We start from the raw sequence: 16,846 nt of genomic DNA on the forward strand, positions 1-16,846 counted from the left end.
CTTTTATCAGCCAACGTTCCGGTTCCCAACGGCGAGCTCAGCAGCAGTCAAGGCTACTACATGCTTTAAAAAATATGATTAATTTCAAGTTACTTCATCCTTTCAAAATCGCAACGGCCCTGGCTGTCTGCTTCAGCGCAATGTTGGGCTGCCTTTTCGACGGACTATTCAACGGTTCAAGTGCTGCTCCGTGTCAAGCCTTTGCTCTCAATATGGCTCACATTTGGCTGGGCGACTAAAATTGTTTTTGGTTGAAGCCGAGTCAAGCACCTGATGTTCTGCTCCACCTGAGACATCTTGATGGAATCGCCTTGAAGAGCATTAAACCAGCTCTCGATCGCATCCCCCGTTTCATTCGCCATGGCTACGATGTGGATATTCAGAACTGTACGACTCTGATTCTTTGTTTCGTGAACGGATACATCAAACGTGTCAGGGTCAATAAAGCTGAAATGTGTGTAGTTAGTGTTATGTGATTTGAAACGATTCTGAGCAGTAGAGCTGCCACTATGCAGTAGCGCATTGCGCATCTGGTATCGATCAGCACCGGATAAGGCAGGATTATTTGGCAAATAAGCATCACACCAGCCAACATAGCGATCGCCGACGCTTGCTTTCTTGATCGTCTGATCGGTTTCCAGGGTCGCGCATACGTCTGGAAGCGTTAAGAGGACGTGTAGAAGAGCCCAATAGCACTTGGCTTTCTCGCACCGCTCAATTTCTTCAAAATAGAGTGCGAAGTCTTTCCTGAGTTGATTGATCGTCCTCATGATTTACCCCTTATGCCTATATATTTTTCGGGTCGATCAATTCTGCCCGGTTCAGTCAGCCCAACGTTTTGATAACCAGCCTGGCGAGCTTTTTGCCAGGTCTGCGTTTGTTAAATGGTTGGGCATTTTTTATATTACTGGAGCTTCGACCTTGTATCACTATAAAGTACAGCTATATCATTCTCATACTTTTCTATTTCCTTTATTGTATTCATAATTTCTGCTGATGTTTTATTGTCTGTACAGTAATAATAATCATCAAGGAGTATAAAGAGTATCTTTTGTGCTATTTTACATTCTTTTATAACTTTTAGCTTTTCTATATCCCGGCTTATTTGTTGTACTGGGGATTCATATCGGGTCGGACCGTGGAAAAATTTCACTTCTGAACATAATAGAAAAGAATTGTAGCTCAATTCATCGGTGACTATCATGTCAACTTTGGGGCCTTTTTTCATTTTTAGATTTTCTTTTAACTCATCTAATCGGTTTTCAAAATTATACCCACTAAAGTTGCTGATATTAATATTTTTCTCGAAATGGATTTGGATATTTGAATATAATGAGCCTTCTTTATGGCCAAGGATATTATAGAATAAATTTCCTATGTGAAACATTAAATCATATTCGTTCCAACATATCCAATGAGAGGTTTCTTTTTCTCCTTTACTCAAACCGCTTGAATATTTAGGTGCCAATTTATTATAGTAAACGACAAATTGATGCCAAGATTCAGTAAGTACATTTTCAATTTCAGATGCAACATCTTCAGCCATTTTATATTCCTCCATTTCGAAAAGCCCAACGCCGCAAATAACCGGATGCAAAAGATGCGTAGCAGCTTTTGCAATCCGTGTTAATTTGCCTTGTTAGCTTTTTTCGACTGCTTTGTGCCCTTTTTAGACTTATTTCCATACGAAATTTATAGATAACACGCACGACGATACTTAACCCCTGATAATTCGCTTTGCAGTTGAGCCATTAGCTTATCCTGGTCTTTTTCTATATTGTATCTATCCCAAGATAATTTCAGCTCATGGCAAGTATATATTTCCGCGCTTTTTTCTATCGACTGACGCTGCTCCATACCGCTGGGAGTTAATGGATCAAAGATTTCTAGCGCTTTCCAAGCACGCTCTATTTGGGTAGGCGTAAAATATTTTAGTTTCTTCGCTTCGTCTGCCATATCAGCAGCAACATCAGGAGGAAACAATATTTCTCCCTTATCGAAAAAATTAAAAATACGCAAAGAAGCCTCTTTACTTTGGCGGAACCTAATCATTTGAACCTGTGGCCATCTTGCGAAGTCATCCTGGGCGCGCATGCGGATGCCTACTGCTCGCTGCTGCTCAGGCCGTGGTAATGCTTGCCAGCCCACAATAGTAGCTCGTTTAGGAATCTGATCAACCAGTAATGGAAACATAACTCGATAAACGACTCCCAATTCTTTTGCCTTTTTTATTGGGATAAACGATTTTCTTTCATCGTTCCAACGACAAGTTGCAAAAAAACTCGCCACATCAAAATTAAGGGTCAAATCCAGCATGTCAGTAGCGAGGCCGTAATGCTGCGCCAAACCAGAAACGTCGACATACAGCGGTCTCTCTAGGAAAGTCGAGTTCTTCGTTATTACAATGTATGGATGTTCTGAAAGAATGTCTTGGAATGCAATATTTTGACAGGCAGCCAAAAGCCGATCTTCGATTTTTTCTTTTCTAGCTAAAGCAGGAACGCACGGCCAATCTTCCGTTTGCCCCCTGTACGCGAAGGGTGCTAATTCTAGGCCGGATTGAAAAACGATGAAGCCATTTTCGTCTGTCATGGCTGTTAACTGTTCCATGTCGGTCATGACTGGCCCACTTGCTCCTAAAGGTGTAACAGTCCGACCAGTGTTTATTGTCGGAAGTTGCAAATATGGCCGGAGTTCGTCGAGGGTCTTGAAACGCTTCAATAAAAGATTCCTTTTCAAATTAGCAATGGCCGCTATTGCGAAACAGGACATTGCGGACGATGGCATTTAAGTTCAATCATTGTACAGGATCTCTTTTTGAAAGCTAACGCCCCGCATCACTTGCCAGCGGAGGCGGGCGAAGCTCGCTGTAGCCGGTCAAGTGCATGCGGATGTTATGCGGCATCTTGGTTGATGCAGCCGCTGGTTGTCCACTTTCGACCCGAAGACGCCACTGCGTGAGCGGCTTACGAGCAGCTCTCCGAGTGCTTGGCGAAAATCGTTGAGACAGCCCACGACGCATCTTTCAGCCAGTTCCTTGGCAATAGATTGGGGAGCATCAGGCAGCCGGCGTAACGAAATCGTCCCGCATCCTGAACGCGGCGGAAGAACCGCTCTCCACAAAAACATCGAGCACATACACGATCGCCTCGCGCAGGGCTGGATCGCGCTTGAGTTCCAGCGGCCGTGCGTAGACATGCCGTTGGAGAAGAACTTCGAGCATGAAGACGGTGTTGGACTCGCGCAGCATGTCGGTGGGATTTCCGCGCCTGAGCGCTTTCTCGATGCGCACAAACGCGGCGGGCATGGAACGCTCGCCGATGTGGTAGAGGAAGCGGACATAGCTGTCCAGGACGATCCAGACCGGCGGCAGCGCGTCGAAGAGCGCGTCGACGTTATGGGCGTAGCCTTCAAGGCTACGCCAGTGACGGACGTTGTCCTTCCACCACGCGGTCAGGAAGATCGTCGACAGCACCTCGCTGCCATGGGGATGCTCTCTGTCCAGATGCGCGAGCCACTTGGCGCGCTTGACCCGCTCGGCAAATAGGTTCCATAGGAACCAGTAATGGGGCGTATTGGGGTTGCTGTCCTCGCTACTCGTGAACCCCTGGATGACGTTGTGGACCTCGCGCGGATGCCGGTCAACGGCCTCGAGGATCGGCTGGAGGACTTGCTGGGCATCGGCATCTGAGGCGCGCATCACAAATTGCTGAATGCGGTCGGATATGGCCTGCTCCCTGTGAAAATTCCTTTCGCGCCGGTCGGGAGCACGATCGTGCTCACGGTTCCAGCACTCCACGAGGTCTTCGCTGGCGCGCCGGTGTGCGGCCACGGCCAGAGGCTCGTTGGGAACCTGGCCCAGGATCGCGAGGATCTTCGCGTGCGCCTCGGCTCCGAATATCTCGGTGATGTCGAACCTGACGTGCGCATTTTCGGCGATTTCCCCTTCGGTCCAAAACCGCCCGCGAACGTCTGCGGCCGCGGCGGCCGAAATCGTGTCCGGCGTGCGCCGCTTGTCGTAACGCTTCTTCTCCTCGGCGTTCCAGTCGCGATCAGCAAGAGCGGCCTCGGTTGCGACGGCATTGACGGCGCGCAGGGCAAGAGCGGGGTTCGCGGCCCATAAATTGTCGTTTATGCCCCAGGTGGCGTACCAACGGACCTCGTCGATCGGATGGGTTAGCGCGGCAATAAAGGCCTGGCGCACACGCGGCGTCTGGGCTTCAGTCAGGGGCTTAGAGAGCAGCAGTGGCACGACGAAGGCACAGGGGCGATCAGCCAGCATCGAAAACGGCTGCACGCGGTCGATGGTTCCCCACTGGTCCGCGTGTCTGGAGATTTCGGAGCAGATGACGTCGGTGCACCACTCCTTCTCTTCCGGCGACATTTCGTCCCAGTGATCGCGGGCGCAGACGGCAGCCACAAATCCTGGAGCGTTACGGCTGTTGTCGGGATGTGCCGCGGTGCGGTCCATCCCCTTGGCACTTGCCAGCTTCTCCCGCCACTGGGCGGGGTCGGCAAAGCCGGCCTCCCGCTGGAAGACTTGGAGGCCCCACATGTAAACACCCAGACGGGCATTCATCTCGCCCATCTTCTTCGTGCTCTCGTCAGTGAGTTGCTGAACTTCCGGAGCAGGAGGCTTGGGTTCGAGGCGGATGTAATTCCTCGCAGAGCCCTCGCCGTCCGCTGCCGATGTTTCGCCCGCTGCGGGCTGGTCGTGGGCCACGTCGTACTGACGGAAGTCCATCCGGTGAAGGGCGAGCTGCCATGTGAGGCCGTGCTTGTTGCGTTTGTCCGGCTCGGGCAGTGCCGCGATGTAGCGGTCGATGATGGCGTGAACCCGCGGGGCCAGAGGACCGAGTTCCAGGTTTGCGATGGCCGCTTCAAGGTCGTGCTTGCGGTGCGGCAGCGCGTTCGACTTCTTCCGCTCCTCTTCGTAGATCTTGTTTTCAGCGCGGAAGGTCGGGAACAGTCCCGTGAGGCTCGAAGTCTGGTGCTCGCCGGCCATGCGGCTGCGATCAATCTCGATGTAGTCCTGCACCGACAGCAGCACCAGAAGGGCCTCGCCTGACCGGTGAGGATGAGCGGTCGCCACGCTTGCGACGACGGCTGCGAGCGCGGCGGAATCGCTGCGCTGGAGAATTTCGAGCAGTACCGCGTCGAGCCCCTCGGGATGGGATTTGGCGTAGTCGAGCAACCACTTCTCGAAGGCCATCAGCAGCGACTGGAGCGAATAAGGCCCGACGGTCATGCCGCGATACAGGCCCCAGAGACGCGGGTTCGCCCATTGCTTCCGCCTGGTCCCGTTGGCAAACGTGAGCTCGACTTCCCAGGCGGGTTCGAGGGGGTCACGGAGACGCGGATGCGCGTACCACTCGGCACTGTGATTGAAGACCTGGATCAGGAAGTCGAGGCCTTTTCTCGGATGGTGCGTGAGCAGGTTGATCCACGGCCCCCGGAAGGCACTGGCAGGGAAGAAATCATGGCGCAGGTGTTCCTTGATGCCGAAGTAAAGGCCAACGTCGATGGATGAGCGGCCATAGGGTTCCGCGCGTAGATATTCCTCCGTGGCGAGGAAGGTATCCAGTGCGACGGAGATCAAGAGGTCCGGCAGGTCGCGCGCGGCGGGCGCACCGTCGAGCCCCGCAAGGAGGATGTCGCGGAATTCCTCGGCGACGAGATCGCGGCGGCGCCCTTCCTTGATCTGCCCGCGCAGGACGGCTTCAAAGCGCACGGGGTCGGCTTTCGGGATCTTCGCAATCACCTTCAGAATGCGTTGGCGCGTGTCTCCTCCCCTGTAGTGGTCAAAGCGCGGGAGGAGCCAATGGGCAATGCCGGCAACATGTTCGGCCCCGTCGATGTCAGGTGCCCACCAGCTGACGCCCCTCACGGCATCCTCGATCAACGCGAGAAGCAGCGGTGAGTCTTCTGGTCCGAAACTGCCTATGTTGCGGTGCACCAGCCTCACGACGGTTGCCCAGACCGCGCCTTCCGGCACGCTCAGGATCGAGCTGTGGCCGCGCACGTCGGCAAGCCACGCGGGCGACGCCACACAGGCGACGCGCAGGAGGTGGATGACCCGCTTGAGGATAGCGCGGTCATTGGCGAGCAGCTCGGCCTCGTGACGCGTGAGGAATTCTGACGCGGACGGTGCCTTGAGCAGCGAGACCAACGTATCGTCGCGGAACTGGGCGGGCACGTCCGCCTGTGCGATGCCCGCGCTGAACAGCCGGTCCGCTGCGGGTGCCTCGCGGTCAACCAGTTCGGCAACCCACTTCCGGTACGAGCGGCGCACCGCAGGATGGGGCCCTATCGCTGACGACAATGCCTTGAACGCCGTCTCATCCGTGAGGTGCTGTTCCTCGATCCATTGAAGGATGGCCCAGTCCTCGAGGACGTCGTGCGCCGTCGCCACGAGCAAAGCATTGCTGTCGGGCGAAACAATGAGGGAGTCCTGTTTGAGGAGGGCGATGGCTGCGGCATTGAGTCCAGTAGCTGGCACGTAATCCGAAAGGGCACGCGCCCTGCGCTCCGCCAGCTCCTGCAAAGCCAGTTCGCGCAGGCGCGGCATACCGTCGGCCGGATTCTGGTCCGCGCGCACGATCTGCCGCCAGAAGACGGCGCGGAAATCGCGCTCGTTCTCCGGAAGCGAACGTCCCGCATCCCACGGAATCTGCAATGCCTTGTCGATGAAGTACGGGTTGCGCAGGATCTCGCGCAGGGCGGGGTTGGCGAGTGGCACTGCCAGCGACGGGAAGGCAGCCTGGATTTCCTGCAATTCGGTGTCGTCAAGCGGCGGAACTTCGATGACCGCGTGATCAATCCCCGCCGCCTGGAGAAAGCTGGCCCGTACCTGGTCCACGGAATAGTCGCGGCAGGTCATGAGGATACCGAGGCCGTCGTCGGACTGGGCGAGCGTCATGACGTCGCTGAACCCGTCGCGCGTCGGTTTCTCAAGCAGGCGTTCGACGCTCTCGATCACGAGCACCTTGCGGCCCTGTGCGCCGAGGATGGCCTGAAGCTCTGTGGCGCGCGCCGGGATCTGGCTGTTGTGGAGTGTTTCGTCGATGTGGGCGACGGCGAATTCCTCGACCCGGAACCCGAAAGCGAAGAATTCGCGGGAGAGAAAGGCTACCGCTTCCTTCCCGATGACGGATTTCCCGCTGCCCGCCGGGCCCGTGATCAGGACGACTTGCCTCGCCTCGATGGCCGCAAGCACTTTGTTGACGATGCCAGCGCGCCGCAGACGGAAAGCACGCCCGATCGTCGTGCGGATCTTCCGCAGCACGAAGTCCGTGTGGTTCTTCAGTGCCGTCAGTACCCGCTGCTCGTGCGCGCCCACCTCGCCGTACGCCTGGACGAGAGCGGCTGGAAGGTCGGCGCGTTTCAGGCTCCGTGCCGCCGGTCCGGCCTCGCTGGCATGGCCTAGAAGAGCATCCCAGGCAGCCGTCGCACTGGCAACGGGATCTGGGTCGGTAGACTTGAGGGCGAGCAGCGTCTTGATGTGCGCCTCGGTCTGGCGAGTGGAGGTGTGCAGGTCGAGGCTCAGGACGTGGAGCACCCGCAGGAAAGGCCACAGGTCCTTGGCGATGACGGGCGTTCCTTCCAATGCGCTGACGATGCGGCAGAGCTCGTTACACTGGTGGACGGACTTCTTCGAGATGAAACCGTCGAAAGACAGCCGCCGTTGGAATTCTTCGCCGTCGGCCGCGCCCCGCGCGCAGTCGAGCATCCCGACGAAATTCTCGAGAAGCGTATTCGTGCCACGCAGCGTGACGAGCACGAAGCGGTCGTGCTGGGGATTGAAAGGGTCGGCCTCCTTGAAATCCCTCCAGAAGTCGCCAATGGCCTTCTTGCATTCGTCGTCGGCGGCACTGATGGTGAAGCTGCGTTTCACCTGCCCGACGAGCCGCGCAGTCGCCGCGCCTGCGCGCGCGCAGACGACGAGAACGTCGTCGGTATGGAAGCCGAGATGTTCGGTCTGGAAATGGACTTCGGTGACCCCGGTATCGGTCAGGATCGGCGGGATGCTGCGGACGAGCAGCTGCGCTAGCCAGTAAGCCGCGACGTGCTGCTCGAAGAACACGCCCTCGCCGCCCGTGGAGATCGGACTTGAAACTCGTTTCTGGCTTGGGCCATCCATGTAATTCACCAAATGTTCCACTGTTTCGGTAGTCGGGGAAAGCCGTTCAAGCCTAGTTCGATGACGACCTCATGCGAGTGGTTGCACGTCCCGTCCGATGGTTTCACGGACCAAGAGTAGCAAGAACGCTTGATGTCGCATTGGCATGGTGGCGCTTCCACTGAGAGTCCGGTCTTGTCCTATAGCGAGCCATCAAAGGACGACTGCCATGCACGTTCAATGCCGCATAACAGCCAGCTTGAGGGGCGCGCGGCTTTTTGCGCGTCCCTCTCAAATCTGTAGTTAGGCGATATGCACTTATATATAGTCGCTATTTTATGGAATTCGCACTCTTTTCGTCAAAATAGACATATAAATTCTTCATCATCTCTTCCTTTTGTTTCTTTTCAAGAATCTCAGATTTTCCTACACTAATTAAGTCGTAAACCACACGTATGTCTTCATCCATACCGAACCAAACAAAGAATCCACGTTTAATACCTGCTGCAAAATCTTCTCGAGTTGAGTTTGTCGACATGGTTTCAAAGATTTTTTTAAACAACTTTGGATTGTCATAAGCTTTCTTACCTTCAAGGTAAGGCATTAATTGTGGAACAATCTGCAAGAATGCAACCTTTGTAGCATCTAACTCTCTAAACCAAAAATCCTTTCTAAAAAGCTCTACTTGCTCTAGTACCCCTTCACGAAACACACTGTTTGGACGGAGTGGTTCGGACCGGTCACTAAATATGTCAAACACCTCTGCTGATCCGATAAATTGACATCGCTTAAGCAAATTTACACAGTACTTATCGACTGAAAGCAGATGAAGGATGTTATTATCGACGAAGAATTTAGCACCATGTAGACTGTTCGAAGCTATGTATGAATTCGAAAAGGCAAAGTTTGCAGATAAGAAATCTTCTTTACCATCAATTTTGTATGACAGTCGATATCCTGTAGCCATGACTGTCTTCACACCAGGAAATGAGTTTTTTAATTCTTCCATAGAAACAGACGAATGAATCCGGGCGATCAAACCGACAAACAGAATGAGATCTTGGATTGAATTTCTGATCTGTCGCTGGTAGTCCTCAACGAAATCTTCCTCATTCTCGTAACTAGAGACATCAAAATACTTGACGAATTCTTCCCCTGTAAATCCAGTTCTTACAGAAGCTCCAACACTTGGAAGCAAAATATCAGGCAGATCAATAGAGATGATCAGCGAGTCATTTACCCGCCTAGTGAAAAGCTTTGGATAGTATTCTGGTGCCAGCTCCTTCTCTTTTTTTAATAATGTTAATTGGTTGTCCAATATCTTAAGTCTTTCTATAGCTTCACCTCCGATTCGAGTCCGGAGATCATAGTTACCAGTTTCAAGGTGACTAGAAAAGCCTTGCAAGTCAATGCAGGCTACGACGGAATATCTCATCTCTTCAGTATTGTCATTCATCTACTCCTCCAATGCGCCGAGAGCCGCCTAACGAAAAGCTAAGGAAGCCGGAGCGGCCCACGGGGCCGCGATCGGCTTGAGCGGCTTGTTGGACGAAGCCGCTACGCGGCGGAAAAAAACCTCAAATCATTGTATACTCCCATATTTGCCCAATTCCGGGCCAATAAAGAAAGGGGTATGCGATGAACAAGGTAGAAACGGATCGGTTCAACGGGCTTTACCAGCAGCATTTGCGTTTTCTCAAGCTTCAAGGCAAGAGTCAGAAGACCATCGCCGCCTATTCTCGGGCTGTGCGCCGGATCAGGGAGCATTTCGATTGCTGCCCCGATCAATTGACCCTGGAGCAACGAGAACAGTATTTTTCCGACTTGGTCGAGTCCCACTCCTGGAGCACCGTCAAGGTAGACCGAAACGGGCTGCAATTCTTCTGGAAGCATGTGCTCAAACGCGAATGGGACTGGGTAAACATCGTCAAAGCTCCCAAAGTACAATCGTTGCCCGACACCCTTGCCGTCGAAGAGCCCTCTGTGTCAATGTGGGTGAGACACGCCCCCCTTGAAAATTTAGTGTAGGGCGGGTAAGGTTTTGAGCCATGAAGAAGCTAACCCAAATTGCACCGAAAAGGCCCATGGTTGAGGAAACGGGCCCTGTGGGTGATCCTGTCGCCCCTGGGGCGACAGGATCACCTATTAACGCCGGTCAAAAAATGGACAAATATAGCCGGTAGAAAACTGGCCAAAATGAGCGGCTGAAAAACCGGCATTGCAGGTTCTTCCTTCTTTCCTGTATGTAAAACCTGTCTTTTCTTCCTGGATCTGCTTCCTTCTCTTCTTTATTTCGCCTTTTTGTGTAATCTCGAAAGATTAGGCTCACAAGTGTTATGGTTGTCATCCACGGGGAGGACGACCATGAACGAGACTATTCGATGCCTCCATTGCGGATCTGTTTTCGAGCGCAATCCGCGCATCAAGACGCAACGCTATTGCGCCCGGAAGGAATGCCAGCGTGCCCGGAAGCGCCAGTGGCAGCGTGAAAAACTCCTCTCCGACCCGGATTACAAAGCCAACCAGCGCGACTGCCAGAAGGCGTGGCACGACCGCCACCCGGGATACTACAAAGCCTACCGTGAACGCCATCCCGGCAAAGCTCAGCGTAACCGCCTGCTGCAGCGCTGCCGCAACAGCCGTAGATCGCCAGGAAAGCGGATTGCAAAAATGGACGCGTTGATCCCTTGGATTGGCGGACCTCCGCAGGCCTTTTACATGCTCCCAGTGATTGCAAAAATGGACGCGTTCCCAGAGAAAGTCTTTTTGATTCCAGCTTGTTAGACACGTCAGGCTCTGATTGCAAAAGAGGACTCGATCGCCTTTGGTTCCATCCGCATGGTAGCTTTTCTCTCGAAAGGAGAGAGGCCATGATCGAAAAACGGCTGCTTCGCCCCGACAGGGCAAGGAAGATCGCAGGGAGCTTTGCCGCCATCGAGCACCGGTTTTTGCGCGAGGGCTTCTGGGCCGAACTCAGCCCCCACGAGTTGATCCTCTATCTCTTCTTGGTCCTGGTCGGAGACCGCCACGGATTGTCCTATTACAGTTACGACCGGATCTGTTCTTTGACTGGCCTGCTGGCCGATGAATACATCCTCGCCCGGGACGGTTTGATTCACAAAGACTTGATCGCCTTTGACGGGAGGCTGTTTCAGGTTCTTTCCCTGCCTTTTGGGTCTCGGACCGACCGCGCCACCGTTCGCCAACTCATCCACCAAAGCCTCGGAGGAGACCATGATCACAAGACGCATCGTTTTTGAGATCCACCGCCTGGCACAGGAAGACTGGACGAAAAGCCATATCGCGGAGCAGTTGGCCCTGAACCGCCAAACCGTAACCAAATACCTTCGCAATCCAACCCCCGAGCGGAAAAAACTCCAACGGCCCAGCAAACTGGACCCGTTCCGGGATGATATCCAGGCCATGCTTGAACGTAACCCCCGCGCCATGGCCACCGTTATCCACCAGCGGCTTACCGCCAAGGGGTACCGGGGAGGGCTCACCATCCTCAAGGACTTCCTGCGATCGATCAGGCCCGCACCGCGTTGTGTGTTCCTGCGCTTCGAAACCCTGCCGGGCGAGCAGTGCCAGATCGACTGGGGCCACTTCGGCAGCTTCCCCTACGGCGATACGGAGCGCAGGCTGTACTGCTTCGCCATCGTTTTAAGCTACAGCCGACTGCTCTACCTCGAGTTCACCCACTCCCAAAACCAGCAGACCCTTCACCGTTGCCTCTTGAACGCCTTTCGTTTCTTTAACGGGGTCCCGAGAGAAGTCCTCACCGACAATATGCTCACCGCCGTGCTCGAACGGGAAGGATCCCTCATCCGCTTCAACGAAGCCTTTCTGGAGTTCCTCCGTCCTTTCGGCATCACCCCGAGGGCCTGCAACCCCCGCCAGCCTCAGGAAAAAGGCAAGGTCGAAAAGGGCGTCATCCACTATATCCGCCATAACTTCTGGCCCCTGCGCGAGTTCGTCGATCTCACCGACTTGCAGCGCCAGGCCGATCACTGGCGCGATACCCTCGCCAACTGCCGGCTGCATGCCACCACCGCTCAGAGGCCTCTTGATCGTGCCCTTCAGGAGCAACTCAGGCCTTTGCCCGACTTCCTTCCCGATTGCCGTGAATCAGCCGTGCTCAAGGTCCACACCGATTTTTGCATTCACTTCGATGCCAACACCTACACCACTCCCCCCTGGGCCGTCGGCAAACAGGTCGTGGTCAAGGCCGATCAGCAAACCCTCAGCATCTATCTCAAGGAAAAACTGATCGCCACCCATCAGCGCTCCTGGGAACGGAAACAGCGCATCGAACTCCCGGAGCACCGCGAAGCGGTCTTAAAAGGCATGCGCAGGCAGTGGCAATCCGAAGAAGTGGCCCTCTTCGCCTCCCTGGGCGAAGATGCCAGGCTCTACCTAGAACACATGGCTGCAGCCCGCCTTCCCCTCAGGAAGAATGTCAGTAAACTCCTGGTTCTCAAAGACCGCTACGGGTTGGTCGCTTTCCTGGCATCTCTTCAAAAAGCACTGATCAACAAAGCCTTCGGTGCTCATTACATCGAAAACATCCTGGTCCAGGACCACACCCCCACCAAAGACCACCCGCCTCTCCAGTTCAAAGAAGAGCGCCTGAACCGCATCCGCCTCGAAGAACCCAATCTCGCCGAGTTCGACGCCTTTGTGCTCAGAAAGGGGAAATAGCCATGTCCGTGTCCATCGAGGTCGTTTCTCAGGACCTCAAGGCCCTCAAGCTCTCCGTAATGGCTGCCCATCTCGAGGGTGTCCTCGAGCAGGCTCGGCAGAAAAACCTCGGCATCCTGGATATCCTGAAGCGTCTGTTGGATGCAGAACAGGAGGAGCGGTGGAAAAACGCCGTCAGCCGCCGCTTCTCACAATCCGGCATCACGGAAAGAGTGAGCATCGATCAGTTCGACTTCCACCACCACAAATCCCGCGAGGATCAAAAAAACAAAATCCTCGCACTCCTCAACCTCGACTTCATCGAAAAAAAACAGGATGTCATCTTCATCGGCAACCCAGGCACCGGGAAAACCATGCTGGCCAAATGCATCGCCACCTCAGCGTGCAATGCCAACCTCAAGGTCCTCTTCACCAGCGCCATCGACATGATCAACCAGCTGGTCGCCGCCGAGCTCGACCGGTCGCTCATCAGAAAGCTTCGGCATTACCAAACCCCGGATCTGCTCGTTTGTGACGAGCTTGGTTATCTTCCGCTTGGCTCACAGGGTTCGAACCTCTTCTTCCAGGTCATCAGTCAAAGGCATACCATGAGGTCAACAATCCTCTCCACCAATCTGCCTTTTGCTCAATGGGGGAAGGTCTTCGATTCCAACACTGTAGCCACCGCGATCGCTGACCGGCTCGTCTACAACTCGGAGATCATCATCCTCGGAGGAACAAGTTATCGAAGAAAAAACAAATAGGTTCATTCCCTAAAAAATCTTTGTTTGCTCCCGCCTCCCCCTCCTGGAGATGTGGCGGGCCCTTCCTTGGGCGTATCTGGCTCCCGCAGGCTGCCCCTCTTCGCGAAGCCGTTTGCCGCCCCGTGCACAGCTATGCCCCGGTACTCTCCCTAGTGATTTTTAAACCGTCCATTCTGTCCATTTTTTGACCGGCGTTAATAATCACCCACAGGGGATGCAGCGGTCGAACCTCCAGAACCCGAGGTTATCGCGATAAAACGCCGACGCAATTTTACTGCCAAATACAAGCTGCGCATCCTTGCGGAAGTCGACGGTTGTGCCGAATCCGGGCAAGTGGCCTCCATACTTCGTCGTGAGGGCCTTTATTCCTCAAATCTGACCTGTTGGCGCCGCCAACGGGAAGAGGGGATGCTGCAGGCACTTCAGCCGAAGAAACGCGGCCGCAAACAGACAGAGCAGAACCCTTTGGCACCCCGCCTTGCGCAGCTTGAAAAGGAGAACCGAAAACTGAAAGACCAGCTGCGCAAAGCTGAAACGATTATCGAGGTTCAAAAAAAAATATCGGAGATCCTGGGGATCCCTCAAGACCAGGACAAGGGCAACGGAAAAATCTCATGAATGCGGCACAGGATCTCGGTCGGACAGTTGGGATAAAATCCGCCTGCAGCGCATTGAGCGTTCCTCGTGCCACTTTTTACCGTCAAACCTCGAATAACGACACTCCCATGGAACAAGTCTGCTCGACTGCTCCGCCTTTGGCCTTGATGCCCGCAGAAAAGCAGGCCGTGATCGACGTGTTGCACTCGGAGCGTTTTCAGGACATGGCACCACATCAGATCTACACCAATCTTCTTGATGATGGGCAATATTTGTGCTCTGTGAGCACCATGTATCGATTCATCAGAGAACTACACGGTGATGTCAAAGAGCGTCGTCGTCAGGTGCAACGATCACATTACGAAAAACCTGAGTTACTCGCTACAGGTCCGAATCAGGTATACTCCTGGGATATTACTAAACTGAAAACATCGCAAAAATGGACTTATCTTTACCTCTATGTCATCATAGACATATTCAGCCGCTATGTCGTTGGCTGGTTGGTAGCCCCCCATGAAAGTAGTGAATTGGCCAAACAGCTCATTGAGGAGACCTGCATCAAACAAAACATCGAACCTGGAACACTGACGCTGCACGCTGATCGCGGTTCCAGCATGAAATCTAAGGCAGTTGCCCAACTTCTGGCTGATTTGGGCGTTACCAAGACCCACAGCCGGCCGCACGTCAGCAACGATATTCCCTATTCAGAATCCCAGTTCAAGACACTGAAATACTGCCCGCAATTTCCTGGTCGATTCGGTTCCATCGAGGATGCCACGGAGTTCTGTCGGTTTTTCTTTAACTGGTACAACAAGCACCACCATCATTCCGGCATCGCCATGATGACACCGGAAAGCCTTCACTACGGCCATGCCCAGACCATTCAGAAACAACGCCAAGAAGTCCTCTTTGAGGCCTTCCAGCGCTTTCCCAAAAGGTTCAAGGGCATCGTACCACAACCTACCCCCTTACCCGATGCCGTATGGATCAACAAACCGTCGACGAGCGATGCGGGGGTACACTAATTTACCGCATGGCGTGTCTCATTTTCATTGACACATTCCGCTGTGATTTTCACCCTGCGACCGAAACCATTCGAACTGAGATGCTCGTCGTGTGGAGGTCAGGGAGTAATCCGCCGGGGCACGGTCACACGTCTTTTCCGGTCTTTGCCCATCGGCCGAAAACCGGTTTGGTTCAAGCTCGCTGTGCAGCGGGTGCATTGCCTTGCCTGTGGGCTTGTCCGGCAAGTCAATCTGGGGTTTGCGGACCCACGCAGAAGTTACACGCGGGCCTTTGAACGTTATGCCCTCGACCTGTCGCGAAAGATGACGATCCGGGACACGGCCCGGCACCTGGGCGTCAGCTGGGATGTAATCAAAGACATCCAGAAACGCTATTTGAAACGCCGTTTTTCCCGGCCAAAGCTCCGCGGGCTGAAGCTGATCGCCATCGACGAGATCAGCATCGGCAAAGGTCATCGGTATTTGACGGTCGTTCTCGACCTCAGGAGCGGGGCAGTGGTTTTCATCGAAGAGGGCAGCAAAGGGGCCGAGGCGCTCGAACCTTTCTGGAAGCGGCTCCGCGCCACGGGCGCAAGGATCCGAGCGGTTGCCATGGACATGTCTCCGGCCTACATTCAAGCTGTCTCGGCTCATTTGCCAGAGGCAAAGATCGTCTTCGATCACTTCCATATCATCAAGATGTTCAACGACAAGCTGTCGGATCTGCGTCGGAAATGGTTTCACGAGGTCCATGACGTCCTTCAAAAGCGGGTCATCAAGGGAACCCGGTGGCTGCTCCTGAAGAACCCTGAAAATCTCGATGCTGCGCGGGATGAACCGCGAAGGCTCCGTGAAGCCCTTGAGTTGAATCAGCCCCTCGCAACGGCCTACTATATGAAGGAGGAACTCCGTCAACTCTGGAAGCAGCGCGACAAACAGACCGCTAAAGCGTTCCTGGCCAGCTGGGCCAGCAGGGGAAGAGCATCGGGCATCGCTATCCTCATCCGCATGGCCAACTCCCTGCTTCTCCACCAAAGCGGAATATTGGCCTACTATGACTATCCGATTTCAACCGGTCCGCTCGAGGGTACAAACAACAAAATCAAAACCCTACAGAAACAAGCCTATGGGTTCAGGGACATGGATTTCTTCAAACTCAAAATCATGGCCCTGCACGAGGCAAAGTACGCTTTAGTCGGATGAACCAGCATTCTGATGAATTTGGCTTCTCACATGCTCTGCCCCGTCAATTGAAAGGTTCTCATCCATTTCGTCCTCTGTCCTGATATCAATTAGTCTCTTCTTGCCAAGTTCGTAACTCTCAAAAACCGTTAGTAACTCTGACAGTTTTTGATAGTGTTCGGGCCTTAAAATCAGTCTGCCGCGATTGCTCGCAATTCGCACATTGTCTAATGTGGAAATGAATGCTCTAAGGTGGTCGCGGCTTGCTCTGTCCCAAAGGCGATACGCAATCGTTTTCACATCCTGTAATCGTCCCTAGTCATCCATATATAAGTTGAACGTTTCATCTGAGATACGCTGCCTTTGATTGCTATTTTGCTGGATCACCGCTCGGTAAAGTTCCAAATCACGAGCATGGCGTCCCTTGTCTGCTTCTGATAGTTTTTCGGCCAGAACCTTCCCGACCTAAGCAGAGAGTCCAAGGATTACAACCCCTGCAC

General features: G+C 53.9%; 12 protein-coding genes. 7 read left to right on the forward strand and 5 right to left on the reverse strand.

From position 1 onward, the window contains the following. Positions 1 to 176 precede the first annotated feature (176 nt). The 5 genes from ACZ500_RS13670 to ACZ500_RS13690 form a co-directional block, all read right to left on the reverse strand. Entirely contained in the window at positions 177 to 770 is a 594-nt protein-coding gene (locus ACZ500_RS13670; RefSeq protein ID WP_464227894.1) for a hypothetical protein, read from the reverse strand. 134 nt (positions 771 to 904) lie between these two features. Continuing rightward, a complete protein-coding gene (locus tag ACZ500_RS13675) occupies positions 905 to 1,546 on the reverse strand; it encodes a hypothetical protein (RefSeq protein WP_464227895.1) in 642 nt (213 codons plus the stop codon). Positions 1,547 to 1,692: 146 nt separating this feature from the next. Continuing rightward, on the reverse strand, positions 1,693 to 2,619 hold the full coding sequence (locus tag ACZ500_RS13680; protein WP_464227896.1) for an FRG domain-containing protein: 927 nt from the start codon (positions 2,617 to 2,619) through the stop codon (positions 1,693 to 1,695). A 439-nt stretch (positions 2,620 to 3,058) separates the two neighbouring features. Continuing rightward, positions 3,059 to 8,161, reverse strand: coding sequence for an NACHT domain-containing protein (locus ACZ500_RS13685; protein WP_464227897.1), 5,103 nt, complete (start codon positions 8,159 to 8,161; stop codon positions 3,059 to 3,061). 289 nt (positions 8,162 to 8,450) lie between these two features. Continuing rightward, the gene (locus ACZ500_RS13690) at positions 8,451 to 9,575 is read right to left on the reverse strand and encodes a hypothetical protein (RefSeq protein ID WP_464227898.1); all 1,125 of its coding nucleotides are present in this window, start codon (positions 9,573 to 9,575) and stop codon (positions 8,451 to 8,453) included. A 182-nt stretch (positions 9,576 to 9,757) separates the two neighbouring features. On the opposite strand from ACZ500_RS13690, the gene ACZ500_RS13695 reads away from it, so the two are divergent. The 7 genes from ACZ500_RS13695 (at position 9,758) to ACZ500_RS13725 (ending at position 16,367) form a co-directional block, all read left to right on the forward strand. Then, on the forward strand, positions 9,758 to 10,147 hold the full coding sequence (locus ACZ500_RS13695; protein WP_464227899.1) for a site-specific integrase: 390 nt from the start codon (positions 9,758 to 9,760) through the stop codon (positions 10,145 to 10,147). 336 nt (positions 10,148 to 10,483) lie between these two features. Then, entirely contained in the window at positions 10,484 to 10,903 is a 420-nt protein-coding gene (locus ACZ500_RS13700; protein ID WP_464227900.1) for a hypothetical protein, read from the forward strand. Positions 10,904 to 10,989: 86 nt separating this feature from the next. Continuing rightward, positions 10,990 to 11,379, forward strand: coding sequence for a hypothetical protein (locus tag ACZ500_RS13705; RefSeq protein WP_464227901.1), 390 nt, complete (start codon positions 10,990 to 10,992; stop codon positions 11,377 to 11,379). Next, complete coding sequence (gene istA / locus ACZ500_RS13710; RefSeq protein WP_464227902.1) at positions 11,354 to 12,820, forward strand: IS21 family transposase; 1,467 nt, start codon at positions 11,354 to 11,356, stop codon at positions 12,818 to 12,820. The genes ACZ500_RS13705 and istA overlap by 26 nt, the downstream gene beginning before the upstream one ends. A 2-nt stretch (positions 12,821 to 12,822) precedes the next feature. Next, the gene (gene istB / locus ACZ500_RS13715; RefSeq protein ID WP_464227903.1) at positions 12,823 to 13,563 is read left to right on the forward strand and encodes an IS21-like element helper ATPase IstB; all 741 of its coding nucleotides are present in this window, start codon (positions 12,823 to 12,825) and stop codon (positions 13,561 to 13,563) included. Positions 13,564 to 13,809: 246 nt separating this feature from the next. Next, a protein-coding gene (locus ACZ500_RS13720; RefSeq protein ID WP_464233055.1) for an IS3 family transposase occupies positions 13,810 to 15,185 on the forward strand; the annotation gives its coding sequence in 2 pieces (ribosomal slippage) (positions 13,810 to 14,122 and positions 14,122 to 15,185; 1,377 coding nt in all). A gap of 42 nt (positions 15,186 to 15,227) precedes the next feature. After that, positions 15,228 to 16,367: an ISL3 family transposase gene (locus ACZ500_RS13725; RefSeq protein ID WP_464227904.1), complete on the forward strand. Its 1,140-nt coding sequence runs from the start codon at positions 15,228 to 15,230 to the stop codon at positions 16,365 to 16,367. The last annotated feature ends 479 nt before the right edge of the window (positions 16,368 to 16,846 follow it).

This window comes from Desulfatiglans parachlorophenolica, from assembly GCF_055394735.1.

Coding starts and splice junctions, on each gene's coding strand:
- ACZ500_RS13680 (WP_464227896.1), bottom strand. CDS start 2,619: ATGACCGACATGGAACAGTTAACAGCCATGACAGACGAAAATGGCTTC.
- ACZ500_RS13670 (WP_464227894.1), bottom strand. CDS start 770: ATGAGGACGATCAATCAACTCAGGAAAGACTTCGCACTCTATTTTGAA.
- ACZ500_RS13695 (WP_464227899.1), top strand. CDS start 9,758: ATGAACAAGGTAGAAACGGATCGGTTCAACGGGCTTTACCAGCAGCAT.
- istB (WP_464227903.1), top strand. CDS start 12,823: ATGTCCGTGTCCATCGAGGTCGTTTCTCAGGACCTCAAGGCCCTCAAG.
- ACZ500_RS13675 (WP_464227895.1), bottom strand. CDS start 1,546: ATGGCTGAAGATGTTGCATCTGAAATTGAAAATGTACTTACTGAATCT.
- istA (WP_464227902.1), top strand. CDS start 11,354: ATGATCACAAGACGCATCGTTTTTGAGATCCACCGCCTGGCACAGGAA.
- ACZ500_RS13690 (WP_464227898.1), bottom strand. CDS start 9,575: ATGAATGACAATACTGAAGAGATGAGATATTCCGTCGTAGCCTGCATT.
- ACZ500_RS13705 (WP_464227901.1), top strand. CDS start 10,990: ATGATCGAAAAACGGCTGCTTCGCCCCGACAGGGCAAGGAAGATCGCA.
- ACZ500_RS13700 (WP_464227900.1), top strand. CDS start 10,484: ATGAACGAGACTATTCGATGCCTCCATTGCGGATCTGTTTTCGAGCGC.